The sequence below is a fragment of the Rhodoferax antarcticus ANT.BR genome, from assembly GCF_001938565.1.
Classification (GTDB): domain Bacteria; phylum Pseudomonadota; class Gammaproteobacteria; order Burkholderiales; family Burkholderiaceae_C; genus Rhodoferax; species Rhodoferax antarcticus.
Genome location: NZ_MSYM01000018.1, coordinates 194,098 through 220,724, shown reverse-complemented (window position 1 = coordinate 220,724; position 26,627 = coordinate 194,098). Strand labels below are relative to the sequence as shown.

The following is a 26,627-nucleotide window of genomic DNA, read 5'->3' as shown; positions in this document are numbered from 1 at the left end:
GTGACCAAAGGCACAGTGGACGGGCGCCCGTTCCAGTCGAGTTTGTCGGTTGTGAGCAGCGCATACTCTTCGCAGAACCGTCTTCGATCTGACCCACGTCAAGCCTGCAGCGGATGGCGCGACCTGCGTCATGCAGGATGCACAGGCGTTGCAGATTTTGCTGGCGTCAAGTTGCTGCTGCTGGCATTCGCTAAAAAATGGCTTCTAGCCCTTTCTGATATTGGGTAGATAGCTCTTGTTATGAGAGCGTTAGTTGGAATATCACTGTGATTGCCATGACCGAGTGAGACGTCAAAACGATAGCAAACTGGCCCCGCTGGGGACGCTTCACAAGCGGCCAAACTGCCTTGCAACGCGCCTTGCCATGCATTCAGGCCCTCATCAACTTTCGTTGATAAATTTTGCTGTCCGAAGGTATCAGGGCAAGCAGTTTTCCGTCTGGGTTCTGTCTTGATTCGGCAAGATTCTTGCCACTGGTGGCATCGTCCTTGCTTGAATTGATTATGGCGTTGGGCATCAGCTGCCGTCATTTATTCAATACACTTCCGCTTCACGTCGTTGTTCAAACCCAGTTTCTCGGCATTTTCAAACAAAATCTGTGCCTGCGCCCATGACCCCACCCAGACTCCAGCTCAGCGGCATCACCAAGCGTTACCCCAGTGTGGTCGCCAACAGCGAGGTGTCATTAAGGGTGCTGCCAGGTGAAACCCATGCGGTGCTGGGCGAGAACGGAGCCGGCAAATCCACGTTGATGAAGATCATCTACGGCTCGGTCAAGCCCGACGAAGGCACGGTGATGTTTAACGGCCAGGTGGTGCACATCAAAAACCCGCAAGAGGCGCGGGCTCTGGGCATCAGCATGGTGTTTCAGCACTTCAGCCTGTTTGACACCATTACCGTGGCTGAAAACGTCTGGCTGGGCCTGAGCAAAACCCTGAGTCTGGCGGAAGTTACCCGCAGCATCGAGGCCAAAGCCGCCGAGTACGGGCTCGACATCGACCCGGTGCGCCCGGTGCACACTTTGAGCGTGGGTGAGATGCAGCGGGTGGAAATCATCCGCGCGCTGCTGACCAACCCGCAGCTGTTGATACTGGACGAACCCACCTCGGTGCTGACCCCGCAGGCGGTTGAAAAGCTCTTTGTGGTGCTGAAAAAGCTCGCCAGCGAGGGCTGCAGCATCCTCTACATCAGCCACAAGTTGCACGAAATTCGCGAGCTCTGCAACGCCTGCACGGTGCTGCGCGGCGGCCAGGTCACCGGCGTTTGCAATCCGGCCAACGAGAGCAATGCGTCGCTGTCACGCATGATGATTGGCGCCGAGCCGCCGCAGTTGACGCATCGCGTGCAAGACCCCGGCCCGAGTGTGCTGCGGGTAAGCAACCTCACCTTGGCGCGTGAAGACCAGTTTGGTGTGGATCTGGAGGGCATCTCTTTTGAAGTTCGCGCGGGAGAGGTGGTGGGTATTGCAGGCGTGTCAGGCAACGGCCAGAAGGAGCTGCTTTGCGCGTTGTCCGGAGAAGACAGTCGACCCAAGCCGGGGAGTGTACGCATGGGCCAGGTGGATGTGTCTGCCATGCACCCAGGGCGTCGGCGCGAGTTGGGTCTGCATTTTGTGCCCGAAGAGCGTTTGGGCCGCGGTGCCGTGCCGACGCTGTCGCTGGCGCAGAATCTGTTGCTGACGCGCCAAGAAGCCATTGCCTACCCCGGCTTTTTCGGAGGCTGGGTGCGCGTCAAACAGTTGGAGGCGCAGGCGGCGGACATCATTGCACGCTTCAACGTCAAAGCTGGCGGGCCGCGCTCTGAGGCACGTTCGCTGTCGGGCGGCAACTTGCAGAAATTCATTGTCGGGCGCGAGATTGACGCCAACCCCACACTGTTCATCGTGTCGCAACCCACCTGGGGGGTGGATGTGGGCGCTGCGGCGCAGATTCGCGGCGAGATTCTGGCGCTGCGCGATGCAGGCTGCGCGGTGCTGGTGGTCAGCGAAGAACTCGATGAGCTGTTTGAAGTGTCTGACCGCCTGCATGTGATGGCGCGCGGCCAGTTGTCGCCCCCCGTACCCGCAGCGGATGCCACGGTGGAGACCATCGGCGAGTGGATGAGCGGCCTGTGGGACCCTGAGGTGCAAGCCCATCTGGCCGAAATGGCGGCCACGGTGGACGCGGCGCAGGGGGCTGGCCATGCTTAAGCTGCAAGCGCGCCCCGAGCCATCCAGGGTCTGGACCTACGCCTCGCCGCTGCTGGCGTTGATGATCACCGTGCTGATTGGCACGCTGATGTTTGCCGCGCTGGGCAAAGACCCGGTCAAGGGGCTGCAGATGTTTTTCTGGCTGCCGATTCAAAGCGGCTACGCCTGGGGCGAGTTGCTGGTCAAGGCCACGCCGCTGTTGATCATCGCGCTGGGGCTGGCGGTGTGTTTTCGCTCGAATGTCTGGAACATTGGTGCCGAAGGGCAGTACATCATCGGGGCCATTTTTGCCGCCGGGGTGGCGCTGCTGGCCGAGCCCGGCACCGGCGCGTGGATCGTTGTGCCTATTTTGCTCGCCGGTGTGCTCGGTGGCACGCTGTGGGCGGGCATGACCGCCTTGTTGCGCGACCGCTTTCATGCCAATGAGATTTTGGTGAGCCTGATGCTGGTGTATGTGGCGGTGCACCTGTTGAGTTACCTAGTGGGCGGGCCGTGGAAGGACCCGATGGGGTTCAACTTTCCGCAAAGCAAGACGTTCGATGCGGTCACGCGTATTCCGCGCCTGTTCAGTGGCTCGCGGGTCAGCATCGGGGTGTTTTTTGCGTTGTTGGGTGTGGTTGGCCTGTGGATATTTTTGTTTCGTACGCGTGCCGGGTTTTCGCTGCAGGTAGGTGGGTTGGCACCAGCGGCAGCGCGTTATGCCGGGTTTTCGTCGCGCAAGGCTTTGTGGACGGCGTTGTTGATCTCTGGTGGCGCCGCTGGGCTGGCGGGTGCGCTGGAAGTGGCGGGGCCCATCGGCCAGCTCACCACCTATGTACCGGCGGGCTACGGCTTTGCCGCCATCATCGTCGCCTATGTCGGGCGCCTGCACCCGGTGGGCATGGTGTTGTCGGCCTTGTTGATGAGCATGTTTTACATCGGTGGTGAGCTGGCGCAGTCGCGTTTGGGGCTGACCAAATCACTTACCGGGGTGTTTCAGGGTTTACTGCTGTTCAGCCTTTTGGCGTGTGACACGCTGGTGAACTACCGGCTGGTGCTGCAGAAAAACAGGAGCAAATGATGGAGTCTTATGCGCTGTTATTGGCCGCCACGCTGAACGCCGGCACGGTGCTGGCACTCGCCTCGCTGGGGCTGTTGATCAACGAAAAGGTGGGCATCGTCAATCTGGGGGCGGAGGGCATGATGCTGTGCGCAGCCATTGCCGGGTTTGCCACGGTCGTGACGACCGGCTCGGATATGCTTGGTTTTATGGCTGGTATGGCCGCTGGCGCAGGGCTTGCCGCCATTTTTGGGGTGTTGGTGATCTGGCTTAACACCAACCAATACGCCACCGGATTGGCACTCACCTTGTTTGGCACCGGTTTCTCGGCCTTTGTGGGCACCAATTTTGTGCAGGCCAAAATTCCGCAGCGTGCCTCGTTCGCCATTCCTTATCTGTCAGACATTCCTCTGGTTGGCCCGGCACTCTTCAGACACCACCCGCTGGTGTACTTGACGGTGGTGTTGGCGCTGGCGCTGATTTGGTTCATGTACCGCACCCGCAGCGGCCTGATCATGCGCAGCGTAGGCGAAAGCCCTGAGTCGGCCCACGCCCTGGGCTACCCGGTGCGCAGTATCCGCTTGGCTGCGGTGGTGGCCGGTGGCGCGTTGTGCGGCTTGGCGGGTGCCTATATCTCAGTCATCTACACCCCTCTGTGGGTGGAAGGCATGGTAGCGGGCAAGGGCTGGATTGCGCTGGCGCTCACCACCTTTGCCACTTGGCGCCCGGCACGGGTGTTGCTTGGTGCTTACCTGTTTGGCGGCGTGACCATGTTGCAGTTTCACCTGCAGGGCATTGGCGTAGATGTACCCAGCCAGTTTTTGAGCATGTTGCCGTATCTGGCCACCATTCTTGTGCTGGCGATCATCTCGCGCAACCCGCAGTGGATTCGCATCAACATGCCCGCCAGCATTGGCAAGCCGTTTTATCCAGGGGGCTGAACCTTGACGAAACGGTCTGCTCTGCGTTCATAATCACTGTTTGTTTCACCCGTCGTAACCCCCTTAAGTAAGGAATTCACATGACTGATCTGCAAAAACGTACGCTGCTCAAAGCGGCTGCACTCTCCGCCGTGGCCGCCGCCGCGTTGGTGGGCTGTGGCAAAAAAGAGGAGCCGGCGCCCGCGCCTGCACCTGCGCCCGCCCCGGTGGTATCGGCCCCTGAACCCGCCAAGCCAGATCCGCTGAAGATCGGTTTCGTTTATGTCGGCCCGGTGGGTGACGGCGGCTGGACGTTTGCCCATGACAATGGCCGTAAAGCCCTGGAAGCCGAGTTTGGCGACAAGATCGTCACCTCTTTTGTGGAAAACGTGCCTGAGTCCGCTGACGCCGAGCGTGTCATTCGCGACATGGCAGGTCAAGGCAACAAGCTGGTTTTTGGCACCACATTTGGCTACATGGAGCCCATGCTGAAGGTGGCGGCCGAGTTCAATGACGTCAAGTTTGAGCATGCTACCGGCTACAAACAAGCCGACAACATGCGCACCTACGACAGCCGCACCTACGAAGGTGCCTACATGGCTGGCGTGATTGCTGGCGCTATGACCAAGAGCAACATGCTGGGCGTGGTGGGCTCGGTGCCGATTCCTGAAGTACTTCGCAATATCAACGCCTTTACCCTGGGCGCGCAAAGCAGCAACCCCAAGATCAAGACCAAGGTGGTTTGGGTGAACGGCTGGTTTGACCCGCCGAAAGAAACCGAAGCTGCCACCAGCTTGATCAATGGCGGTGCTGACGTGCTGTTCCAGAACACCGACTCCCCTGCGGTGCTGAAGACCGCCGAAGCCAAGGGCAAGCGCGCCTTTGGCTGGGATTCCGACATGACCGCCTACGGACCCAAAGCGCATCTGGCTTCTGCCGTGATCAACTGGGGCCCGTACTACGTCAAGACCACCAATGAGGTCTTGGATGGCAGCTGGAAGGCGGGAGAAGGCTCACACAGCTGGTGGGGTGTGAAAGAGGGCGCGATTGATATCGTCTCCATCGCCGAAGACGTGCCCGCTGAGACCAAGGCCCGGGTGGAAGAAGTCAAGAAGGGTCTGGCAGACGGCTCGTTTGCCATCTGGAAAGGCCCCTTGAAGAACAACGCGGGCAAGGAAGTGCTGGCCAAAGACGCCGTGGCTGACGACACGTTCCTGAGCGGTATCAACTTCTACGTCAAGGGCGTGGAAGGCAAGGTGCCTGGCAGCAAATAAGCTCAGCTGGCATAAAAAGCCGCCTTTGGGCGGCTTTTGTTTTGGGTGTTTGCTGCTGATAGACCCTGGTCGGACACCAGGCTGCCCTGCCAATGCGGCACCTTCGCTCCGCTAGACTGAGCGCTGTACAAAACGCTCAAATTCATCATGACCCTTGTCAAACCAGTTAGCGCTGAGCGCCTGCCAGACTTGCTCAAGCGGATGCCCAAGGCTGAGTTGCATATGCACATTGAAGGCTCGCTGGAGCCCGAACTGATGTTTGCGCTGACTGCGCGCAATGGCCTGAGCTTGCCGTATGCAGATGTTGCGGCTCTCAAACGTGCCTATGTGTTTGGCAACCTGCAGGCGTTTCTGGACGTGTATCACGCAGGGACGCTGGTATTGCGTACCGAGCAGGACTTTTACGACATGGCCTGGGCCTACCTGCAGCGTGCCGCAGCAGACCGGGTGCTGCATACCGAGATCTTTTTTGACACCCAGACGCACACCGGGCATGGTGTGAGCGCCGACACGGTGATCAACGGCCTGCACCGCGCCTGCGTCGACGTACAGCAGCAGTTGGGCGTCAGCGCGAGTCTCATCCTCTGTTTTCTGCGCCATCTGAGCGAAGAAGAAGCGTCTGAAGCGCTGGAGCAAGCCATGCCCCATCTTGACAAGCTGGTGGGCGTCGGACTGGCATCAAGCGAGCTGGGGCATCCACCAGAAAAGTTCACTCGGGTGTTTGCCAAGGCGCGTAGCCTGGGGCTGCACCTGGTGGCCCATGCCGGGGAAGAAGGGCCGCCAGCCTATATCTGGGCCGCGCTGGATGCTCTTAAAGTCGAACGCATCGATCATGGAGTGCAAGCGATGAAAGACCCGGCGCTGGTGGCGCGCTTGGCCCGCGACAAAGTGCCGCTCACCGTCTGCCCGCTGTCCAACCTGAAGTTAAGAGTGTTTCCCAGTCTGGCGCAACACAACCTGGGTGCGATGCTGCAGGCGGGCTTGGTCGCCACGGTCAATTCGGACGACCCCGCGTACTTTGGCGGTTACATCAACGAGAACTTCGCCCAGACATTTGCCGCACTGGGCCTGACAGCACAAAATGCTTTCCAACTGGCGAGTAACAGCTTTGAGGCGAGTTTTATAGATGCATCCGCCAAACGGGCCTACCAAGACCAGTTGGCCGAGCTGTTTGAAACCTTTGAATAGGGGGCGTGCTGCTGGCTGGCAGCACGGGGCTGCCGATTAGGCAATCAGCGCACCGGCACCCTGAGTTGCAGCCGCGGCAGCATCGCCCGGTAGGGTGCCAGCAGCAGGGCAGCCATCAGGCATTTGATGCTCAGGTCGCCGGTGGCCAGCATCAGCCAGTTCATGTCCGAGCCGTAAAAAGCCAGGAAGAAAAACACCGCGGTATCCACAACGGAGGCCACCACCGAGCCAATCAGCGGTGCCTTCCACCACGACGCGGTGCGCAGGCGATTAAACGCCGCAATGTCTAGCAACTGGCCCACAAGGAACGCCACGCCCGAGGCCAGCGCAATGCGCCACGGTGCCAGCGCCAGCGACACCACCACTGCAACCGCAAAACCGGCCAAGGCCACACGCCTGGCAGCCACATTGCCCAGCGCGCGGTTGGTCAAGTCAGTAACCAAAAACGCCACCGGGAAGGTAAAGGCACCCCAGGTCAACCAGTCGTTGATCGGAAACTGCACCAGGTAATTAGACGAAACAATGACCACCAGCATGGCCAAAATCGGCCGCCAAAGGGTCAAAAGAGGAGCTGGGCTTGAAGAAATCATCGGGCGATTATCGCCGCGCGGCATGCGTCGAGGCCTGCTACTGGCAAATTGGCTAAGCTCTGCGGCTGATGCAAGCCTACCGATCTGCCCTCCTGTATTTCCGGCCTCACAGTGATCCTGGCCAAAGCGCCGTCTATGAAGAAGATGGCTTGCTGGTGGTGGACCAAAACGCGCAGGGCACCCAGGTGGTGCAGGCCGTGGGGCCGTACCGTGGCCTGGCGGCGCGCTACCCGAATGTGCCGGTGCAGCATTTTCCGGGGCATATCATCGCGCCGGGTTTTGTGGATTTGCACAGCCACTACCCGCAAACCAACGTCATCGGTTCGCCTGCAGAGGGCTTGCTGCCATGGCTTGAGCATTACACCTTTCCAGAAGAAAATCGCTTTGCAGCCCCCGACTACTGTGCGCAAGCAGCTACATTCTTTGTAGCGGAGATGCTGCGCAACGGCGTGACCACGGCGCTGACTTTTGCCACCTCGCACCCGGCCTCGGTGCAGGCCTTGTTTTCCGAGGCACAACGCCAACACCTGCGGCTGATCACCGGCCTGTGCCTGATGGACCGGCACGCACCGCCCGACCTGCTGAACCAGTCCTCCCAGCCCGGCGGCTCGGACGCCACCGAGCAAAGTCTGATCGACTCCGAAACCTTGTTGCAGTGCTGGCACGGCGTGGACCGCCTGGGCTACGCCATCACGCCGCGTTTTGCGCCCACCAGCTCAGACGCCCAGTTGCGCGGCGCGGGCGAACTGGCGGCGCGTTACCCGAGTGTCTGGATCCAGTCCCATGTGGCGGAAAACCACGAAGAAATTGCCTGGGCGCGGGATCTTTTTCCGGCCTTCAGCAGTTACCTGTCCACCTACGCCGACTTTGGCCTGCTGCGACAGCGCGCTATCTACGCGCATTGCATTCACTTTGACGATGCCGACCGGGCGCTGATGCGTGACAGCGGTGCTGCGGCGGCCGTCTGCCCGACCAGCAACCTGTTTCTGGGTAGTGGCTTTTTTGACTACGCCGGGGCCGACCGCGTGGGTTTCCAGTACGGCCTGGCCAATGATGTGGGCGGTGGCACCAGTTTCAGCCCGTTTCACACCATGCTGGCGGCTTACTACGTGGGCCGCGTTGGGCAGACCAAGACGGGTTTGTCGCTGTCGCCCCAGCACCTTTGGTGGCAACACACCGCTGGCGCGGCGCAGGCGCTGGGCCTGGGCGGTGTGGTGGGCAACCTGCAGCCGGGCTGCGAGGCGGACTTTGTGCTGCTCAACCCGCAGGCCACGCCGCTGCTTGCACGCCGCACCGCGCAAGCCAGCAGCCTGGACGAGCTGCTGTTTGCGATGATTGTGTTGGGTGATGACCGGCTGGTGGCGCAGACCGTGATTTCATAAGCCTTTTAGACCTCTAGCCCTTATGGATTAAGCGCTGATAGCTATAACTTTAGTAGTATTCATGAGATAATTTTCGAGTGCTGCCCTTGTGTCAAAAAGTGGTGTTTGGCGCGCTGATACCTCAGACAACGGGGAAAGCTTCTCCTGCCAGGAATTTAGGCCTGCTTACAATCCGCCATCCCCACAGGAACCAGAATTCTCATGAGCATCAAAAGCGACAAATGGATTCGCCACATGGCCGAAACCACCGGCATGATCGAGCCCTTCGAGCCCGGCCAGATCCGCCAGCGCGACGGCAACAAAATCATCAGCTACGGCACCAGTAGCTACGGTTACGACATCCGTTGCGCGCCTGAATTCAAGGTGTTCACCAACATTCACAGCACGGTGGTGGACCCGAAGAACTTTGATGAGAAGAGCTTTGTTGACTTCAACGAAGAGGTTTGCATCATCCCGCCCAACAGCTTTGCGCTGGCTCGCACGCTGGAATACTTCCGCATTCCGCGCAATGTGCTGACCATTTGCCTGGGCAAAAGCACTTATGCACGCTGCGGCATCATCGTCAACGTGACCCCGTTTGAGCCCGAATGGGAGGGTTTTGTGACGCTGGAGTTCTCCAACACCACGCCGCTGCCGGCCAAAATTTATGCCGGTGAAGGCTGCGCGCAGGTGCTGTTCTTTGAGAGCGACAAAGACGATGTGTGTGAAACCAGCTACAAAGACCGCGGCGGCAAGTACCAGGGTCAACGCGGCGTAACGCTGCCCAAGGCTTGAGCCGGCGCGCACCCTCATGAAATGGGAGGGTAACCGCCAGTCAGACAATGTGGAAGACCGCCGCAGCGGCGGTGGCTCATCTGGCGGTGGTGGTTTGGGTGGACGCAGCATTGGTATTGGCTCTATTGCTATCGCCCTTGTAGCGTCGTATTTCTTTGGCATCAACCCGATGACGGTGTTGAGCCTGCTCAGCGGCGGCAACCCGGCGCCGCAAACCCAATCTGCACCCGCGCAGCGCCCCCCGGCGGATGACCGCATGGCCAGCTTTGTCTCCACCGTGCTGGCAGATACCGAAGATGTCTGGAAAGATGTTTTCACCCAGGCCGGTGGCACCTATCAGGAGCCCAAGCTGGTGCTGTTTCGTGGCACGACATCAACTGCCTGTGGTGCCGGGCAAGCGGCCGTGGGCCCGTTTTATTGCCCGGCTGACCGCACGGTTTATATTGACTTGGATTTTTACGAAACCCTGCAAAACCGCCTGGGTGCGCCGGGCGACTTTGCCCAGGCCTATGTGATTGCCCATGAGGTGGGTCACCATGTGCAAAACCTGCTGGGCATCAGCGCCAAGATGGACGACATGCGCGGTCGCGTTAGCCAGGTGGAGTACAACGCCCTGAGCGTGCGCCTGGAACTCCAAGCTGATTGTTTCGCCGGTGTCTGGGCCAACCATGCGCAGGCATCGCGCCAGTTGCTGGAAGCAGGTGATGTGGCAGAAGCCATGAACGCTGCCGCCAAAATTGGTGACGATGCGCTGCAGCGCGCTGGCGCCGGCCAGGTGGTGCCTGACAGCTTCACCCACGGCACCAGTGCCCAGCGCCAGCGCTGGTTTGAGAATGGCTTGACAAATGGCAACGTCAAGCGCTGCGATACCTTCTCGGCGCGCCAACTTTGACGCTTGGGCGATAATGAGGGTTTGCTCCAAGTCGTGGGGCTGCACCAGCTATCGGATGGGTAGCAACTGAAACTGGCTCTGAATGACCGACCTGACCTCTGATACCTCGAATGAATTGACCGCCGACACACTGCCCATGGCTTTTGCCCAACTGCAGTTGTCCGACCCCTTGGCCCGCGCTGTGTTTGAGATGGGTTACGAGACCATGACGCCGATCCAGGCCCAGGCGATTCCTGTGGTGCTGCAGGGGCGTGACGTGATGGGTGCTGCCCAGACCGGCACCGGCAAGACCGCTGCTTTTGCCTTGCCGCTGCTGCAGCGCATGCTCAAGCATGAAAACGCCTCCACCTCGCCAGCACGCCACCCGGTGCGCGCCTTGGTGCTGTTGCCCACACGTGAGCTCGCTGACCAGGTGGCTGAGCAGGTGGCGCTGTACGGCAAATACACCAACCTGCGCAGCACCGTGGTGTTTGGCGGCATCGACATGAAGCCGCAAACCGCCGAGCTGAAAAAAGGCGTTGAAGTGCTGGTGGCTACCCCTGGGCGGCTGCTGGATCACATTGAAGCCAAAAACTGCGTGCTGAATCAGGTGGAGTATGTGGTGCTGGACGAAGCTGACCGCATGCTGGACATCGGCTTTCTGCCGGACCTGCAGCGCATTCTGAGCTTTCTGCCCAAACAACGCACCACCTTGCTGTTTTCGGCCACGTTCTCACCCGAGATCAAGCGCCTGGCCAACAGCTACCTGCAAGACCCGGTAACAATTGAAGTGGCGCGCTCCAACGCCACAGCCTCCACCGTCGAGCAGCATTTTTACAGCGTCAGTGACGACGACAAGCGCCATGCGTTGCACCAGATCCTGCGCCAGCGCCAGTTGAAGCAAGCCTTTGTGTTTGTTAACAGCAAACTCGGCTGTGCCCGCCTGGCGCGCTCGCTGGAGCGTGAAGGCCTGAAAACCACCGCGCTACACGGCGACAAAAGCCAGGATGAGCGCCTGAAAGCGCTGGAGTCGTTCAAATCGGGTGAGGTCGATTTGCTGGTCTGCACTGACGTCGCCGCCCGTGGGCTGGACATCAAGGACGTGCCTGCGGTGTTTAACTTTGACATTCCGTTCCACGCTGAAGACTATGTGCACCGCATTGGCCGCACCGGCCGCGCGGGTCAGTCTGGTCTGGCGTTGACTTTTGTCTCCAAGAGCGATATGCGTCTTGTGGCCGACATTGAGAAACTGCTCAAAACCAAGATTGACCTGGAACCTATCGAGTTCGAAGAAGACCTGCCTGATATCCGCAAGCAAGGTCATATCAACGATGGTCGGCGCATGTACCAGCAAGAGTCGGGCAACCTGCCGCGTGAAGATGCCGCAGCCAGGTCGCCCCGCGCACAGCGTAGCGACTACAAGCCGCGTGTCAGGTCGGCACCGGCGGACCCGTTTTTTGACAAGCCCTACGAGCCGTCACTGCCGCCCGAGGCAACCCCCGCCTGGGAGGGTGCAGCTGTTCGCCCCGGGGTGCGCTCTATTTCTGGCAACATCCGCTCCAAGCGCAAGGTCGCAGCGCTGTTCACTTCGGCTTAAACGCTAGTCAACGCTAGGCTTTTGCGCCTGCGGGCAGCGAACCTGAATCAACTCCCGGCTGGCCGGGTCAGCGCTCTGACCGAGTTTGAGAGCGCTGAGCGAGCCGCCCCACACGCAGCCGGTGTCCAACGCTAAAACATCGGGTCTGTCCAACCAGCCCACGGTGGACCAGTGCCCGAAAGCCACACACACATCTGCACTTTGACGGCCTGGCACGTCGTACCACGGCAGGTAACCTGGCGGCGCAGCATCTGCGCCTTCTGCCACTGAAAACTCCATCTCACCGGCAGCCGTGCAAAAGCGCAACCGTGTCAGTGCGTTGACGATAACGCGCAAGCGGTCAACACCTGTCAGGCTGTCATGCCAGCCAGTGGGTGTGTTGCCGTACATCTGGTGCAAAAAGTCTGGCAAATCGGGGCCGCGCAAAACAGTTTCAACCTCGTTGGCAAGTGCAATGGTTTTTGTAGCACTCCACGCAGGCAGAACGCCGGCGTGAACCAATAAATACTCATTACCCCAGTGCTGCATCCGGATAGCCATGCGTTGCTGGCGCAGCCAGTCCAGCAGGGCTGAGCGGTCGGGCGCGTTCAGCACGTCACAGAGGGTGTCTTTGCGGCTGGGCTTGCGCGCGCCGTGGGCGGTGGCAAGCAGGTGCAGATCATGGTTGCCCAAAATGCATTGGCAAGCTGTGCCATACGACATCAGGCGGCGCAGCGTACCCACTGAATCTGGCCCCCGGTTCACCAGATCGCCCAGAAGAAACAGGGTGTCACGGCTCGGTGAAAAAGAGATCTTGTCGAGCAGGGTTTGCAAGGCAGCATCACAGCCCTGCACGTCGCCAATCAGGTAAAGTGCCATGCTGTTCATTGTCGTTTGTCCTGCATGGAAATTTTGCTAATTGTTTTTTTGACGCTGCTCAATGGCGTCTTTGCCATGTCCGAACTGGCTTTGGCTGCCAGTCGTAAGTCGCGTTTGAACGCCATGGCTGAAGCCGGCGACAAAGGTGCCCAGGCCTCGTTGAAACTGCTGGAGGACCCGAATCAGTTTTTGTCGACGGTTCAGGTGGGCATCACCTCCATTGGTGTGCTCAACGGCATCGTGGGCGAGGCAGCGTTCAGCGGCGGGCTGGCGTCTTGGTTGCAGGGCTGGGGCATTGCTGAAGGGGCCGCTGCCGTGTCAGCGACAGCGCTGGTGGTCACCATCATCACCTTCACCACCATTATTTTTGGCGAACTTGTCCCCAAGCGTATTGGTCAGCTTTACCCAGAACAAGTATCACGCTGGATCGCCAGGCCCATGTTGTGGCTGGCAGTTGCGGCGGGCCCCTTCGTCAAGCTGCTGTCAGGCACCACCGCTGGCGTTTTGAAACTGCTGCGCATCGACACCAACGCATCGCGCCCCATGACCGAGGAGGAAATCGCCGCTAGCTTGGAAGAAGGCGTCGATGCCGGTGTGATTGAGGAGCATGAACACCAGATGGTGCAAAACGTGTTTAGCCTAGATCTGCGTCCCCTGACTTCCCTGATGGTCCCTAGTGCCGAGGTCGATTGGCTGGACGCCAACATGACGGTGGCCCAGAGCTTGCAAAAGGTGGGGGCCGACGGCGCGCAGAAATCCCATTCCTGGTATCCGGTGTGCCGCGGGTCGCTGGACGATGTGATTGGCAAGATCAGTGTGGCGCATTTGCTGGAACTGGGTGCGAACAGCCTTGGTACGTTGGCCGACTATGTGAAACCTGCCGTGTTTGTGCCCGAGACGCTCAGTGGCATGGAGCTGCTGGAACAGTTTCGTGCAAAGGTGGGTCGTCTGGTGCTGGTGGTCGACGAATACGGCGTGGTGCAGGGGTTGCTGACGCCCCATGACCTGCTCGAAGCCATTACCGGTGAGTTACATCCTGGCCTGCCAACGGAAGCCTGGGCCACGCTGCGTGAGGACGGCAGTTGGCTGCTCGACGGCATGATGCCGGTCAACGAGCTCAAGGCACGCCTGGGATATCGACGACCTCCCTGCGGAGAATCGGGGCCGCTACAACACCCTGGCGGGCCTGTTGATGGCGGTCAGTGGCCATCTGCCGGAGCCGGGGGACCAGATTGTTTGCGAAAGTTGGCTGTTTGAGGTGGTTGAATTGGACGGCAAACGCGTGGATAAGGTGTTGGCCAGCAAGATCCAGATAGCGTCTTAAGCCCGCAGGGGGTGTTTCAGGCGCGTCCAGCCAGTCGGTAAGCTAGCAGGCCGAGCAGCTCATGCAGGGCCAGGCGCCATCTTTTCACGCCTTGATCCATCGAATACTGCGACCACGGCGTGGCCAGTCCACTGCGGAAATCCACCGGGTAAGCGGTGACGTTCCAGCCCGCTTTCAGGAAAACTGCCATCGAGCGCGGCATGTGGTAGGCCGAGGTTATCAGCAGCCAGGGTTTGGTCGCGTCAATACCCGCGATCCGTCTGCTCAGGATGGCGTTTTCGAAAGTGGTGCGCGAATCTGATTCGAGCAGCAATTTGTCGGGTGGCACGCCCTGTGCCTGAAAAAACTGCCGTGCACGCTCGGCCTCGGACAAACCTGAGCCAAACAGCTCGCCCTCACCGCCGGTGAAAAGCACCTGCAGGTGCGGATAGCGGCGCAACAGCGGGGCGACTTCGGTCATTCGCTCGGCGGCGTCGTTCAAGGCGCTTTGCCCTGGCACCGTCCAGACGTAGGCAGGTTCCAGCGCGCCACCCAATACAATCACGCCCACCTGCGCTTGCCAGCGGTGGTCACCCGCAGGCGCTGGATACTGCGCCTCCAGGTAGCGCAATGCTGCGTTGGGCAAAGGCTCCCAACCCAGCAGTAGCAGCGTGCCAAAGGCTATTGCACCCAGCCGGAAGGCCCAGCGTGGGCTGGCCCTGATCAGCAGCATAGACGCCAGCAAGAGTAAGGCCACCCAAGCCAGGGGCTGGGTTAAAAAGGCCAGAAGTTTGGAAGCCAAAAACATGGGGGTCAATTCAAAGAGGGTTGAAAACCAGAACAAAACTGATCACGGATCAAAGTCAACGAAGCATTCATTAGGAATGAATAGCTTAGGTGCGGCGATATACTGAAACGAAATAAATCCCCCATCAGAATCATTCACTGACTTTGACGCTTCAGCGGATTGAAGGTGTGTCAGACCAAGCAACTAAACCGGAACCGTAATGACCTTATCGCTAGAAGCCATGAACACCTTGCGCCGTCGGCGCGAGAAGATTATCCAGAATATCAGCCCTGAAAAGCTCGCAGCGCTGCACGCCAAGGGCATGTTGTCAGCCCGTGAGCGGGTGAACATCCTGTTTCTTGATGGCTCCTTTCAGGAACTGGGCATGCACGCGCACCACAATGCCGTGTCGTTCGGAATGGCCGGGCGTGAGCTGCCCACTGACGGTGTGATCACAGGCACCGGTTATGTGGGCAACATGCAGGTGGCCGCTTTCAGCCAGGACTTTCAGGTCTTGGCCGGCACCATGGGCAAAATGCAGGCGCGCAAGATCGTGCGCCTGATGCGCCACGCGCTGCGCGTCGGTGTGCCCATGGTGGCTTTCAAAGACTCTGGTGGCGCCCGGATTCAGGAAGGTGTCGACGCGCTGTCTGGCTACGGCGATGTGTTTTATTACAACGTCATGCTCTCTGGGGTGGTGCCGCAGATTGCGGTGGTGCTCGGCCCGTGCGCCGGTGGCGCAGCCTACTCGCCAGCGTTGATGGACTTTGTCATCATGGCCCGGCACAACGCCTACATGTTCCTTACCGGCCCTGAAGTCATCAAGGCAGTTACCGGGCGCACCACCACCATGGACGAAGTGGGCAGTGCAGAGATGCATGCGTCAGTCAGCGGCAATGTGCACTTCATTGCTGAAGATGACCAGCATGCGATTGCTCTGGTCAAAAACCTGCTGTCCTACCTGCCGCCCAACAACACCGAGGACCCACCGCACGATCTGTCGGTGCCGATTGACGAGATGGTGGATCAGGACATCAAGGCGTTAATCCCTGGGGATTCTTCCGAACCGCTAAACATGCACGCGGTGATTCAACGTTTGGTGGACAGGGGTGAGCTGCTGGAAGTGCATGCCGGTTTCGCGCGCAACGTGATCGTGGGTTTTGCCCGCATTTCTGGCGCGGTGGTCGGCATCGTGGCTAACAACCCGATGGTGATGGCTGGGGCGTTGGATATGGACGCGGCTGACAAGATTGCTCGCTTCGTTCGCACCTGTAATGTTTTCAACATTCCTTTGGTTACGCTGGTGGATGTGCCGGGGTTCCTGCCCGGTGTGGAAGAAGAGCGCGGCGGCATCATCCGCCACGGCGCCAAGATGCTGCACGCGTTTGCTTCTGCCACGGTGCCCAAGCTGACGGTCATTTTGCGCAAGTCTTATGGCGGGTCTTACTTGGCCATGTGCAGCCAGGAGATGCGTGCCGACATGGTTTACGCTTGGCCGTCGGCCGAAATCGCGGTTATGGGCGCAGAAGCCGCCGTGAAAATTCTTTATCGAAAAGAAATCAAGGAAGCGGCGGACGGCAAGGCCAAAGCAGCGGAGTTGACGCAGCAATATCGCGACGAGTTTGCCTCGCCCTACGCTGCCGCTTCCAATTTTTACATTACTGACGTTATCGACCCGGCAGATACCCGATGGACGCTCGCACTGGCGTTACGCAAAACGCTGGGCAAGCGTGAACTGCGCCCCGGCAAGAAGCACGGCAACATGCCGCTTTAGTCGACCACCAGCAAGGCTTCAAACGATGAATCAGCCCATTCTTTTTTCGTTGCAGGTTTACGGCATCGCTATTGTTGTCGCCATGTTGGTGGCGGCGCTGATCAAGCTGTTGGTGTTCGTGACGGGGCGGCTTGAGCGAGATGCAGCTGCCAAGTCAGTGCCCCAAGGCGAAGTTTGCCCGGTGTCCTTTGGCATTCTGGATGAAGATGTGGCGGCACTGTCAGCGGCCATCTTCGCGGTGATTGGACCTCACCATATTTTGCATATTGCACCCACCAACCGAACTTGGTCGAGCCAAGGCCGGGCAGCCCAGCACTCACACGCCGGATTCCAGCGGCCCCCTCGTTGATACAGGAACCCACCATGACCCGATTGTTTAAAGTTACTGTTAATGGCCGCGAATACGATGTGGCCGTGTTGGAAATGACGCCTGGCACAACGCCTACAGCCGGACAGGTGCAGCCCATGCCGTCGGCGGATGCGTCAGCGCCAATGGTTGCCATGCCCGCCCGGGCACCGACACCTGTTGCTGCGCCTGCCAGCGCGTCAGCCACCGGCGACGAGGTCGCCCAAATGGGTGGCGTGATCATTCAAGTTAATGTGAAGGTGGGCCAGAATGTGGCAGTGGGTGACAGCTTGCTGGTGCTTGAAGCGATGAAAATGAAAAACCATCTGCTGGCCAGTCGGGCCGGGTCTGTCATGCGCATTCTGGTTGGTGCGGGTGATGTGGTTGAGAGTGGTCAACCCTTGTTGACCATTCAATAACCAACTCACAGCCTGAGCAACTCACGATGGAACATTTAAGTTTTCTGAATCTGTTTCAGGGCATCGCGACCTTGGTGGCAGCCGACCCGTCTGTCATGTACGGGCGCATCTTTTTGATTTTTTTGGGTTTTTTGTTTGATTTATCTCGGATCGCGTGGAGTTCTGGAGCCCTTGCTGATGATCCCGATGGGCTTGGGCATGTCTGCCATCAACGCGGGTGTCATGTTTCTAGACAGTGGCAAAGCCGGCACACTGTTCATTGATCCTTTGATGTCGAACCCGACGGATCTAGTCAACATCCTGCAGGTCAACTGGCTGCAGCCGATCTACACACTGACCTTCAGCAATGGCTTGATTGCTTGCTTTGTTTTTATGGGTATCGGTGTGCTGCTGGATGTCGGTTATGTGATGGCCCGGCCGTTTCAGAGCATGTTCATTGCGCTGTTTGCTGAAATGGGCACCTTCGCCGTGTTTCCGGTTGCCATCTGGCTGGGTATGTTGCCGGGCCAGGCTGCTTCTGTGGCCACGATTGGCGGTGCCGACGGCCCGATGGTGCTGTTCACATCGCTGATTCTGGCCAAAGACCTGTTCGTTCCCATCACGGTGGTGGGTTACCTGTATTTGGGCCTGACCTATGGTCTTTATCCTTACTTGGTCAAGTGGCTGGTGCCAAAACACATTCGCGGCATCAACATGTCAACAGACCGCGGTCCGAAGATCAGCCGGTCACAAAAGCTGGTTTTTGCGGTGGTGGCCTGCACCTTGTTGTGCCTGTTGTTCCCAGTGGCTGCGCCACTTTTCTTCTCGCTGTTTGTGGGTGTTGTTGTGCGTGAAAGCGGGCTGGAGTCGTTCACCAAACTGCTCAGTGAAACTTTCTTGTACGGCGCCACATTTTTCCTTGGCCTGACGCTGGGTGTGCTTTGTGAAGCCAGTACCTTGCTCGACCCGGTGGTGCTCAAGCTGCTGCTGCTGGGCATGTTGGCGCTGCTTATTTCCGCCCTGGGCGGCCTGGGCGGTGGCTACATCTTGTACTTTGCCACGGGTAAAAAGTTCAACCCGATCATTGGGATTGCCGGTGTGAGTTGCGTTCCCACCACGGCCAAGGTGGTACAAAAAATTGCCACTGAAGCCAATCCGTCGGCCATCATCCTGCCGCAGGCGCTTGGGGCGAACATCAGCGGAGTGATCACCTCAGCGATCATCGCCGGGACCTTTATCAGCGTGCTTCGTTAGGCGAAACGCCCTGTACCACACTGCTTCGAATCACCGCCCAAACAGGCCTTTGAGCCTGTCCCAACCATTGTCTTTAAGTGCATCTTCAGCCTTGGTGCGGGCTTCGTCCACCTTTTCGTCGAGCCTGGCTTTGAGCTCGGCTTTCTTCGCGTCAACCTGGGCTTTAGTGGCGTCTTCCAGCATGGCGCCCCATTCAATTTTGTAGCTCAGGCTCTCAAAGGCACCACTCACACGCACCGGCACCGTCAGCCCTTTAAGCTGTCCCAGACCGGCGCCGCCTTGGCCTATGGCGCTAGTCACCACGGTGGCCTTGGCCAGATAGTTCATCCGGTCGTTGCCCACGTCGATATCACCCGCGCCGCCAAGGCGGATATAGGGTGACTTCATGCTCAGGTCGTCGTTACGCGCCACGCCGTTGGCGACTTTGAAGGATGCGGCCAACTCTGTAAAGTCAGTCTTCTGGCTCGCATTCGCCGCCTGGGTGCTGTCTGCCATTCCGAGCTTCACCTTTGCGTCGCGCAATGTCTGGGCCAAGTTAATGCCCTTGATGGCACCGTCGCGCAGGCTCAGCGACGCCGTGCCGCCCAGCGCCTTCTTCATGGCCTCCACTGTGGCGCCATGGGTGGTAATGTTCAGCGCCACATTGCCGCGCCCTTCCAGCAGGTCTTTGTCCATCAGATCTTTCATGAGCGGGTTGATGCTGATGCCAGCCAAGGTCTGTTTGACGGAAATGACGTTGCCATTGGCACTGACGCTAAGGCTGCCGTTGGCGCTGCCCCCATACAAATTCATGGAAAGCGGCGCTACGTCCAGCTTGCCATCTGCCAGAGTGATACGGGCTTTGATTTTGTCGAGCTTGAGGTTTGACACTTGCGCCGCGCCGATGCGTATCGCGCCAACCACCGTTTGACCCTTCAGGGCAGCCAGGTCGAGGAGCGCGTCTGGCGTGGCCGCACCACCCGCACCACCCGCGCCGTTGCTTGCAACCTCTGTGGCTTTTTTTGGTGGCAGGTACTGATCGAAGTTGAGTTTGTCGATGTTCAGGTCAAACGCCAAGGTCAGTGGGTTGAACTCGCCGACGTTGACAATGGCCACAATTTTTGACTCGTCGAACTGGGTACTCAGGTCCAGCGTGGCGGTCTGCGCCTTGCCGTTGAACTGCAGCGCGCCCTGGATCGGCAGCGTCACCTTTTTCATCGGCATGGCAGGATTGGCGATGTCCAGGTTGCCGGTCAATTTGCTCAAAGCCACAGACTGCTTCGCCAAATTTACCGCCACAGGCGACGTGAGCTCACCTTTAACGCTGCTGTCGCCCGTCTTCGCGTCCATTTTGACGCTCAGGGTGTTAATACTGAGTTTCCCGGCGTTGCCCTGCACACCGTTCAGCGTCAACTTAACGTCGGCCTTGCGTGCTGCCGCATTCAGGGTGGCTGACAGGTTGATGACGTCCGCACTGGACTGTTGCGGTGACAGGTTTAGCCGCGGCGCATCCAGCTTCAGCTCAAATGCTTGGCCGTCAGTTTTTCCGTCAATCGTTAAAAGCAGCTTGTCAACACTGGCGGTCTGGCTGGCGGAATTGGCCCGCACCGTGCCGGTGCTGAGTGACAGATTGGACACATCGGTGCGCGTGCCAGCTTTATCGTCGCGCCAGGTCAACTGGACATTGGCCAGACGAATGGAATTCACGTCGATCTGTAAAGGCTGAGCATCACCTTGCGGGCCGTCGGCTGCCTGGCTGTTCGCTTTAACTGTGTCCTGGCCCAGAAGGTCAGCAATATTGAGGCTGCCATCCTTGTTTTTGATGGCCGTGGCTTTCAGTCCATCCAATTCCAGCGCGCGTACCTGCACCTGGCGCGACAGCAGCGGCATCACCGCCACGGAGATACGCGCAGAATCTAGCGAGGCAAAAGGCGCGTCGCTGGCATGCTCAGACAGCGTGGCGCCCTGCAAGGCAATACCCACATTGGGCCAAACAGACAGCTTTGGGGTACCCGCAATCACCAGTTTGCGCTGTGTTTGCTCCAGCACCACGCGGCTGAATTCAGACTTGATTTTTTCGCCGTCGAAGACTGCGTAGAGCACGACAGCCCCCACGACCAACAAGGCCACGATCAAACCTACCAGGATACTCACGATGCGAAGCGCCTTCATGCCAAACCTCCTTGCCCAAAACACACACCGTCTGGGCCTTAGGCCATTCTAGGAGGCGCCTGTCTTGCCATGCGTCCAGCTTGTAACACGGGACTAGAACCCTGACGCTTGAACTTCATGGGATTGGCGGCCGGAAAAGTCAATCTATGGCCGGAAGTTGCGCTAATGCTGTGCCAAACGTCAGGAACTTGCGGCCTGTCGACTAAACTCCCTTTCAAAAAGGGCATCGAATTTCGGCCGTCTTCTATTAACCAAACGGCAGGCTGCGCGACGAAACCGTGCCGTGCCGAGAATCTCGCCGTTGGCCTCCAATTTTTGTCAATTTACAAATGGACACTGCTTATAAAGAACGCTCCTTCCTCGCCAGTCAGGAGAGCTCTGGCGGTTGGTTCATTCAAGCGACGGGGTTGCACGCTGCAGCCGAACGACTCGACCGGGAAAAGCATCCAGCCCAAGATGATGAGCCGACACTTTCATTTCTTTCCGAACATCAATTATTGCTTGGACTAGCCTTCGAAAACCTCCTTAAAGGTTTCATTGTGTTGGTACGCCTAAAGACCGGCCAGAAACCCGCATTGCCCCGCGATTGCTATGTTCATAAGCTCGAAGCGCTGGCTACGCGAGTTGAATGTGGCGAATTGGCTCTCACTGCCGATAAGATCATGTTTTTGTCCCGGCTATCTCCATACATTAAATGGGCGGGCCGTTATCCAATCCCTAGAAAGTCCACCGAACTGATCCTAAAGGTGTCGGGTAGTCGAGTGGTGGAGCAAAATCTTTGGGCGCGAATCGCACCACTACTCTGTAAGAGAGTCAGGATTATGAAAGGGGGCCTGGAGAGCATGGGCGGCTACAGGCTATACCTTGACCTCGAAACGCGAACTTTGAATAACACGTCGCCGTAAGATAGTACCTAGTCGACTACTACGTACCGACAAAGTGAAAAAATAAGGGGATGACCATAACAGTTATCCCCTCTTCATTTGGTGCCGGAGAGATGAATCGAACACCCGACCTTCTCATTACGAATGATGGCGATATAGTATTTGCCAGTGTTGATTAAAGCGTATAGAATCAATACAAATCAACAGCTTACGAGCAAAGCACTGGACAGGTTGACAGTGCCAGCGTTGATTGATATTCCCCAAAATGGGGCAAAAGTGGCTACGCAGTGGCTACGCGGGCTGTAAGTTGGCTACGCAGTGGCTACGCGGAATTGAGGCAAAACATCATGGCAAGACCAAAGAAAACAGACGCACCAGACACGGCACAGGCCATTGAGTTGACCGCTGGTGCAATCGAGCGCCTGACTTGCCGCACCGACACCAAGGCGCAAGCGTTCTTGCGTGACACCAAGGCACCCGGCCTGCGCGTGAGGGTTTCCAACACTGGCGCGAAGTCGTTTGTATTTGAGGCGAAGCTAGACCGCCAGACCATCCGGCGCACCATAGGCGACGTTCGCGCCTGGAGCCTTGACGCTGCCCGTACCGAAGCAAACCGCCTGCGCGTGATGCTGGACAGTGGCACCGACCCACGAGAGCTAGAGCGCCAGCAACAGGCAGACAAGGCCGCAAAAGCCCAGCAGGAAGCCGCCGCCGTTGTGACTGTGGGCGATATTTGGCCGCGCTACCTTGCCGAGGGTAAGCCCAAGCGCAAGGACGCATGGAAGCCGCGCTATCGTGCCGACATTGAAGCGATGGCCGCGCCCGGTGGCGTCCAGAAAGTGAGAGGGCAGGGGCTGACCCGGCAGGGGCCGCTTTACCCGCTGCTGGCGCTGGCGCTGGTGGACGTGACCGAGGATGCACTGCAAATCTGGTTTGAGCGCGAAACCGTGGCATGTAGGCACCAAGCTACCCGCGCCCTGATGATGTTTCGCGGGTTCCTTCGCTGGTGCGCTGCCCGGCCTGAATATCGCAAACTGATAAACCGCGACGCTGGCCGCGCCCCTGCCATTCTGGAAAACCTGCCCAGCAACACCAAGCGCACAGACTGCCTGGAAGCCGCGCAACTGCCGGGATGGTGGCAGGCCGTGGAGCAATTGAGCAACCGCACCGCCGGGGTGTATTTGCGTGCGCTGCTGCTGACCGGGGCACGCCGCGAGGAATTGGCCGGGCTGACGTGGGCGAACGTGGATTTTCAGTGGCGCAAGCTGACCATTGCTGACAAGGTGGACGCGACACGCACTATTCCCTTGACCCCGTATCTGGCGCAACTGCTGGCAACCTTGCCACGGGTGAATGAATTTGTGTTTGCATCCGCTGGCAAACAGGGCCGCATTGCCGACACCCGCAACGCCCACCAGAAAGCCCTACAGAGCGCCGGAATCGGAACCCTGACCATTCACGGCCTGCGCCGTTCGTTTTCGTTGCTGGGTGAATCTGCTGGCGCACCTGCTGGCGCAATCGCGCAAGTAATGGGACACCGACCAAGCGCAACCGCTGAGGGCTACAGACCCCGCAGCGTGGATGCCCTGCGCCCGTATCTTGAAACCATTGAAGCGCACATTTTGGAACAGGCCGGGGCTCCTTATTTTGAAGCGACGCCCTGAAGGGGTGCTATGTCTTATCTCACGCTGACTGAAGCCGCTGCATATGCGAGCCGGGTAAAGGGTTTTACCGTGGAGTCTGCGAGCCTGCTACGTGCCGGGGTGCATGGGCTGTTATTGATAGCCGCATCATTCAATGGTCTGATGCGCAACCTAACGGCACACACCAATGAGGAATATGTGGGGCTACTTGTCCTGGCACCCAGCGAGCTACTGACAATAGAAACCGAAGGGCAGTCCCGCATAACGGGAGCATTTGGCCTTGACGGGAAAGCCGCATATTCGCCGCAAGTCATTCGCACACTGGCGCAACTGCGCGTGATAGTGTCAGACCTTGACAAATTCCTGCCGTCGTTGGAATCACTCGACACCCCGCAAGCCACAACAGCGCCCGCTGCAACAATGGCCGAGCCTGGAGCCGCTGGGGGCCTGGCTGATTCGGTGGTGGGCGAGTTAAAAAAGCCCGCGCAACGGTTCGCCGTGCAAGAAGCTGCAATCCTTGACGCAATCCGCGAGCCTGGTTATGACCCGATGGAGCTGCCCAAAAACGCACCTGGCAAACCCGGAGTCAAGGCCGCTATCCGTGCAAATCTGGTTGGGAAAAATCCAGTATTCCCGAAAGATGGGAGCCAGTTTGAAAAAGCATGGGAAAGACTTCGCAGCAACGGTGAAATAGCCGACAAATCATGACCCTACCCCGTGGGGTGTCCCCCTAACTGGGGGATACGGGGACACTTGCGGGGGAGGATACCCACCGGAAAACCATCGGTTCGTTCATCAATCAACGAAACCGAAAGGTAGCCACCATGCAAGCATTCCCAAATCAACAGCCGCCCGATATTCAGGCCCTGTTTTCTCAGTTTCTGGCGCAATTGCCGCCTGCCCAACTGGAGCAACTGACCCGCAAGTCTGACGGGTTTCCCGACATTCGCACCGAGAGCCGGACGCACGTCAAAACCGCCGTTGCAGCGCATTGGCTGGGTAGGCAAGAGCAAACCATGCGCGGTTGGGCATCGAGCGAATCGGGGCCGCTGCGGCCAATCAGGGTGTCTGGAAAACTGGCCTGGCCAGTGGCTGACATTCGCCGTTTGCTGGGGGTCTGACCCCATGAGCACCAAAAGAAAAGCCACTGACTGCGAATCAGTGGCCACAAAACACCCGTCAAAAAGTGCTATTGTAATTATAGCTATTCGCGCAGTATTCGCAAGGGCTAGAGCCCTATTTAATGCTTTATTTACAACAGTCAACCGGCATGCGCTGGAAGGGCTGGTTTTTATTTACGGCTTGCAATTTGGGATGCTGTTGGCGCTGGCGCTGACCGCCCTGGGGGGGTCGCTATGAGCCCGATTGACAACGTTTTGAGCCGACTTGAAAAAGTTCGCCAGCGCCAGCCTGGCCAATGGAGCGCACGCTGCCCGGCGCACGCTGACAAAGGCCCGTCCTTGTCGGTTCGCGAGTCACCGGACGGCGGCGTGCTGATTCATTGCTTTGCTGGGTGCACTGCTGGCGAAATTGTTGACGCTATGGGCATGGAGTTAAGCGAGCTATTCCCGCCGCGAGACAGGCCACCAGGCGCACCCAAACGCACCCAGCGCCTTCTATCGGCTGGGCAGGCACTTGACCTGCTGGCTGCTGAAAGTCAGCTTGTAGCAATCGCTGCTGGAAATGTCGGATACGGGGTCAAGCTTACCGAGGCCGACACCACCCGGGTTCTGAAAGCCGCTGGAATCATCAATTTTTTACGCGACCAATCGAAAGGTCAATATGCTTAATCCCGAAACTATGGCAGAGGTCGAGCGCATGGCCGCAAAGTATCAGCCGCAGATGCGAAACGTTAGCGCATTCGACTATGAGGCGTTGGACGATGCGCATAAGAGGAGATCAATTCAGGATGGCGTGGTGTTGACTTGCGGGTCAACGCTGGAGCCGCAGCCAGTGACCTGGGTTTGGGAAAACTGGCTGGCGCAAGGGAAGTTGCATGTTCTGGCTGGTGCGCCTGGGCAGGGCAAGACAACCCTTGCGCTGGCGATGGCTGCAACCATCACCATAGGTGGGCGCTGGCCTGATGGTTCACGATCCAGCCTGGGCAACGTGCTGATATGGAGCGGTGAGGATGACCCAGCCGATACGCTGCTACCGCGCTTGATCGCGATGGGTGCTGACCGAAGCCGGGTGTTTTTTGTGACCGGCGCACGGATCTCTGGCGAGTTGCTGACCTTTGACCCTGCCCGCGATTTGAATCAGTTGCTTCGCGCAATCGAGAAAATAGGCGGCATCAACTTGCTGGTTGTTGACCCCATAGTCAGCGCTGTGGCGGGTGACTCGCACAAAAACACCGAAGTGCGCAGAGCCTTGCAACCGCTGGTTGATCTTGCAGCGCACTGCAACTGTGCCGCGCTGGGAATCAGCCACTTTTCCAAAGGTGGCCAAGGACAAGACCCAACCCAGCGAGTTGTGGGAAGCGTTGCATTCAGTGCAGTGGCCCGCGTGGTGCTGGTGGCTGCGAAGGTGGCCAGCGAGGACGGCAAAGATCGGCGCATTCTGGCCCGCAGCAAATCCAACATCGGCCCGGACGATGGCGGGTTTGAATACCACATTGAACAGACCGAGGCACTGCCAGGCATCCAAGCGAGCTACATCGCATGGGGTTCTGCTGTGGCGGGTACTGCACGCGAGCTGCTGACCGAGCCGGACGATGGTGCAGGCGGCACGAGCGAAGCCAGCGACGCAGCTCAATTACTGATGGCCGAATTAGTGGCCGACAACTGGACGAATTCCGAAGAAGCGTCAAAGCCGCTCAAGGCCGCTGGATTTTCCAAAAAACAGATTTGGAACGCATCCAAGAAGGTGGGCGTGATTCGCAAAAAAGGCGGCATGAACGAGGGATGGTACTGGCGACTACCTGGACTCACGGACGTGGCTTTTCGGATGGTTAGCCCCGAAGATTCCCCCGAAGGTTCCGAAGATTCCAACATTCTGAACGGGGAATCTTCGGAATCTTCGGACGAAATGGAATCTTCGGACGTGGAGTTTTTATGACACCGCACGCCATTTTTAACGAGCTGTGGAGGGCTGGAATTTCAATTCAGCTATCAGATGACGGGCAGAATCTAGTGGCACCGGCTGGGCGTCTTACCCCTGCGAATCGGGAACTGGTGAAGACGCATAGAACCGAGCTGATCGCCCTGATGTTGCAGGCGCGAGAAAGCACCGCCTTGCTGATCGCCGCCGCCATGCGCTGCTGTGCGCATCATGGCGACAGCACCGCCGCGTGTGAAGCCATGCGGCAGGACTGTCTGGCGACGCCAGCGCACCTGCAAGCCGACTTGCTGGCGCACTTCCAGCAAACCCACCCCGGCCGCGCAAAAACATGAAAACGCTCTCAAAA

25 protein-coding genes and 1 pseudogene are annotated in these 26,627 nt (G+C 58.5%); 22 read left to right on the top strand and 4 right to left on the bottom strand.

Annotation, left to right across the window (positions count from 1 at the left end):
• Positions 1 to 610: 610 nt before the first annotated feature.
• The 5 genes from BLL52_RS17215 to BLL52_RS17195 all read left to right on the top strand — a co-directional run bounded on the left by BLL52_RS17215 (position 611) and on the right by BLL52_RS17195 (position 6,609).
• Entirely contained in the window at positions 611 to 2,188 is a 1,578-nt protein-coding gene (locus BLL52_RS17215) for an ABC transporter ATP-binding protein (RefSeq protein ID WP_075587874.1), read from the top strand.
• Positions 2,181 to 3,248: an ABC transporter permease gene (locus BLL52_RS17210; protein ID WP_075587873.1), complete on the top strand. Its 1,068-nt coding sequence runs from the start codon at positions 2,181 to 2,183 to the stop codon at positions 3,246 to 3,248. Before BLL52_RS17215 ends, BLL52_RS17210 begins: the two co-directional genes overlap by 8 nt.
• Entirely contained in the window at positions 3,248 to 4,168 is a 921-nt protein-coding gene (locus BLL52_RS17205) for an ABC transporter permease (RefSeq protein ID WP_075587872.1), read from the top strand. The genes BLL52_RS17210 and BLL52_RS17205 overlap by 1 nt, the downstream gene beginning before the upstream one ends.
• An 80-nt stretch (positions 4,169 to 4,248) precedes the next feature.
• Positions 4,249 to 5,421: a BMP family ABC transporter substrate-binding protein gene (locus tag BLL52_RS17200; protein ID WP_075587871.1), complete on the top strand. Its 1,173-nt coding sequence runs from the start codon at positions 4,249 to 4,251 to the stop codon at positions 5,419 to 5,421.
• A 147-nt stretch (positions 5,422 to 5,568) separates the two neighbouring features.
• Positions 5,569 to 6,609, top strand: a complete 1,041-nt coding sequence (locus tag BLL52_RS17195; RefSeq protein ID WP_075587870.1) for an adenosine deaminase — start codon at positions 5,569 to 5,571, stop codon at positions 6,607 to 6,609.
• 44 nt (positions 6,610 to 6,653) lie between these two features.
• Here the strand turns inward: BLL52_RS17195 and BLL52_RS17190 are convergent, their stop codons facing one another.
• The gene (locus BLL52_RS17190; RefSeq protein ID WP_075588030.1) at positions 6,654 to 7,199 is read right to left on the bottom strand and encodes a queuosine precursor transporter; all 546 of its coding nucleotides are present in this window, start codon (positions 7,197 to 7,199) and stop codon (positions 6,654 to 6,656) included.
• Between the two features lie 68 nt (positions 7,200 to 7,267).
• Here BLL52_RS17190 and guaD point away from each other — a divergent pair, with 68 nt between their 5' ends.
• The 4 genes from guaD (at position 7,268) to BLL52_RS17170 (ending at position 11,823) form a co-directional block, all read left to right on the top strand.
• Positions 7,268 to 8,581: a guanine deaminase gene (gene guaD, locus BLL52_RS17185; RefSeq protein ID WP_075587869.1), complete on the top strand. Its 1,314-nt coding sequence runs from the start codon at positions 7,268 to 7,270 to the stop codon at positions 8,579 to 8,581.
• A 201-nt stretch (positions 8,582 to 8,782) separates the two neighbouring features.
• Positions 8,783 to 9,355, top strand: a complete 573-nt coding sequence (gene dcd / locus BLL52_RS17180) for a dCTP deaminase (protein ID WP_075587868.1) — start codon at positions 8,783 to 8,785, stop codon at positions 9,353 to 9,355.
• 16 nt (positions 9,356 to 9,371) lie between these two features.
• A complete protein-coding gene (gene ypfJ / locus BLL52_RS17175; protein ID WP_075587867.1) occupies positions 9,372 to 10,247 on the top strand; it encodes a KPN_02809 family neutral zinc metallopeptidase in 876 nt (291 codons plus the stop codon).
• A gap of 136 nt (positions 10,248 to 10,383) precedes the next feature.
• Positions 10,384 to 11,823, top strand: coding sequence for a DEAD/DEAH box helicase (locus BLL52_RS17170; RefSeq protein WP_075588029.1), 1,440 nt, complete (start codon positions 10,384 to 10,386; stop codon positions 11,821 to 11,823).
• A 3-nt stretch (positions 11,824 to 11,826) separates the two neighbouring features.
• Here the strand turns inward: BLL52_RS17170 and BLL52_RS17165 are convergent, their stop codons facing one another.
• Positions 11,827 to 12,681: a symmetrical bis(5'-nucleosyl)-tetraphosphatase gene (locus tag BLL52_RS17165; protein WP_075588028.1), complete on the bottom strand. Its 855-nt coding sequence runs from the start codon at positions 12,679 to 12,681 to the stop codon at positions 11,827 to 11,829.
• 24 nt (positions 12,682 to 12,705) lie between these two features.
• Here BLL52_RS17165 and BLL52_RS17160 point away from each other — a divergent pair.
• Positions 12,706 to 14,005, top strand: a pseudogene (locus tag BLL52_RS17160) (hemolysin family protein).
• A gap of 16 nt (positions 14,006 to 14,021) precedes the next feature.
• Here BLL52_RS17160 and BLL52_RS17155 read toward each other — a convergent pair.
• Complete coding sequence (locus tag BLL52_RS17155; RefSeq protein WP_075587866.1) at positions 14,022 to 14,792, bottom strand: YdcF family protein; 771 nt, start codon at positions 14,790 to 14,792, stop codon at positions 14,022 to 14,024.
• A 199-nt stretch (positions 14,793 to 14,991) separates the two neighbouring features.
• Between BLL52_RS17155 and BLL52_RS17150 the strand changes: the two genes are divergently transcribed.
• The 4 genes from BLL52_RS17150 (at position 14,992) to BLL52_RS17135 (ending at position 18,543) form a co-directional block, all read left to right on the top strand.
• Entirely contained in the window at positions 14,992 to 16,545 is a 1,554-nt protein-coding gene (locus BLL52_RS17150) for an acyl-CoA carboxylase subunit beta (protein ID WP_075587865.1), read from the top strand.
• A 25-nt stretch (positions 16,546 to 16,570) separates the two neighbouring features.
• Positions 16,571 to 16,894, top strand: coding sequence for a hypothetical protein (locus BLL52_RS17145; protein WP_075587864.1), 324 nt, complete (start codon positions 16,571 to 16,573; stop codon positions 16,892 to 16,894).
• A gap of 14 nt (positions 16,895 to 16,908) precedes the next feature.
• Positions 16,909 to 17,310, top strand: coding sequence for a biotin/lipoyl-containing protein (locus BLL52_RS17140; protein ID WP_075587863.1), 402 nt, complete (start codon positions 16,909 to 16,911; stop codon positions 17,308 to 17,310).
• Positions 17,311 to 17,445: 135 nt separating this feature from the next.
• Positions 17,446 to 18,543, top strand: a complete 1,098-nt coding sequence (locus tag BLL52_RS17135) for a sodium ion-translocating decarboxylase subunit beta (protein ID WP_198930650.1) — start codon at positions 17,446 to 17,448, stop codon at positions 18,541 to 18,543.
• 30 nt (positions 18,544 to 18,573) lie between these two features.
• Here the strand turns inward: BLL52_RS17135 and BLL52_RS17130 are convergent, their stop codons facing one another.
• Positions 18,574 to 20,694 carry an AsmA family protein gene (locus BLL52_RS17130; protein WP_075587862.1) on the bottom strand — a complete coding sequence of 707 codons (2,121 nt, stop codon included), beginning with the start codon at positions 20,692 to 20,694 and terminating at the stop codon, positions 18,574 to 18,576.
• A gap of 329 nt (positions 20,695 to 21,023) precedes the next feature.
• Between BLL52_RS17130 and BLL52_RS17125 the strand changes: the two genes are divergently transcribed.
• The 8 genes from BLL52_RS17125 (at position 21,024) to BLL52_RS17090 (ending at position 26,613) form a co-directional block, all read left to right on the top strand.
• Entirely contained in the window at positions 21,024 to 21,599 is a 576-nt protein-coding gene (locus BLL52_RS17125; protein ID WP_075587861.1) for a hypothetical protein, read from the top strand.
• 326 nt (positions 21,600 to 21,925) lie between these two features.
• Positions 21,926 to 23,242: a tyrosine-type recombinase/integrase gene (locus BLL52_RS17120; RefSeq protein ID WP_075587860.1), complete on the top strand. Its 1,317-nt coding sequence runs from the start codon at positions 21,926 to 21,928 to the stop codon at positions 23,240 to 23,242.
• Positions 23,243 to 23,251: 9 nt separating this feature from the next.
• Positions 23,252 to 23,929: a hypothetical protein gene (locus BLL52_RS17115; RefSeq protein ID WP_075587859.1), complete on the top strand. Its 678-nt coding sequence runs from the start codon at positions 23,252 to 23,254 to the stop codon at positions 23,927 to 23,929.
• A 116-nt stretch (positions 23,930 to 24,045) separates the two neighbouring features.
• On the top strand, positions 24,046 to 24,342 hold the full coding sequence (locus BLL52_RS17110) for a hypothetical protein (RefSeq protein ID WP_241839245.1): 297 nt from the start codon (positions 24,046 to 24,048) through the stop codon (positions 24,340 to 24,342).
• A 4-nt stretch (positions 24,343 to 24,346) separates the two neighbouring features.
• Positions 24,347 to 24,580: a hypothetical protein gene (locus BLL52_RS17105; RefSeq protein ID WP_075587858.1), complete on the top strand. Its 234-nt coding sequence runs from the start codon at positions 24,347 to 24,349 to the stop codon at positions 24,578 to 24,580.
• Positions 24,577 to 25,011: a hypothetical protein gene (locus tag BLL52_RS17100; protein ID WP_075587857.1), complete on the top strand. Its 435-nt coding sequence runs from the start codon at positions 24,577 to 24,579 to the stop codon at positions 25,009 to 25,011. The genes BLL52_RS17105 and BLL52_RS17100 overlap by 4 nt, the downstream gene beginning before the upstream one ends.
• Positions 25,004 to 26,278: an AAA family ATPase gene (locus BLL52_RS17095; protein ID WP_241839243.1), complete on the top strand. Its 1,275-nt coding sequence runs from the start codon at positions 25,004 to 25,006 to the stop codon at positions 26,276 to 26,278. The genes BLL52_RS17100 and BLL52_RS17095 overlap by 8 nt, the downstream gene beginning before the upstream one ends.
• The gene (locus tag BLL52_RS17090) at positions 26,275 to 26,613 is read left to right on the top strand and encodes a TubC N-terminal docking domain-related protein (RefSeq protein ID WP_075587856.1); all 339 of its coding nucleotides are present in this window, start codon (positions 26,275 to 26,277) and stop codon (positions 26,611 to 26,613) included. The genes BLL52_RS17095 and BLL52_RS17090 overlap by 4 nt, the downstream gene beginning before the upstream one ends.
• Positions 26,614 to 26,627: the final 14 nt, after the last annotated feature.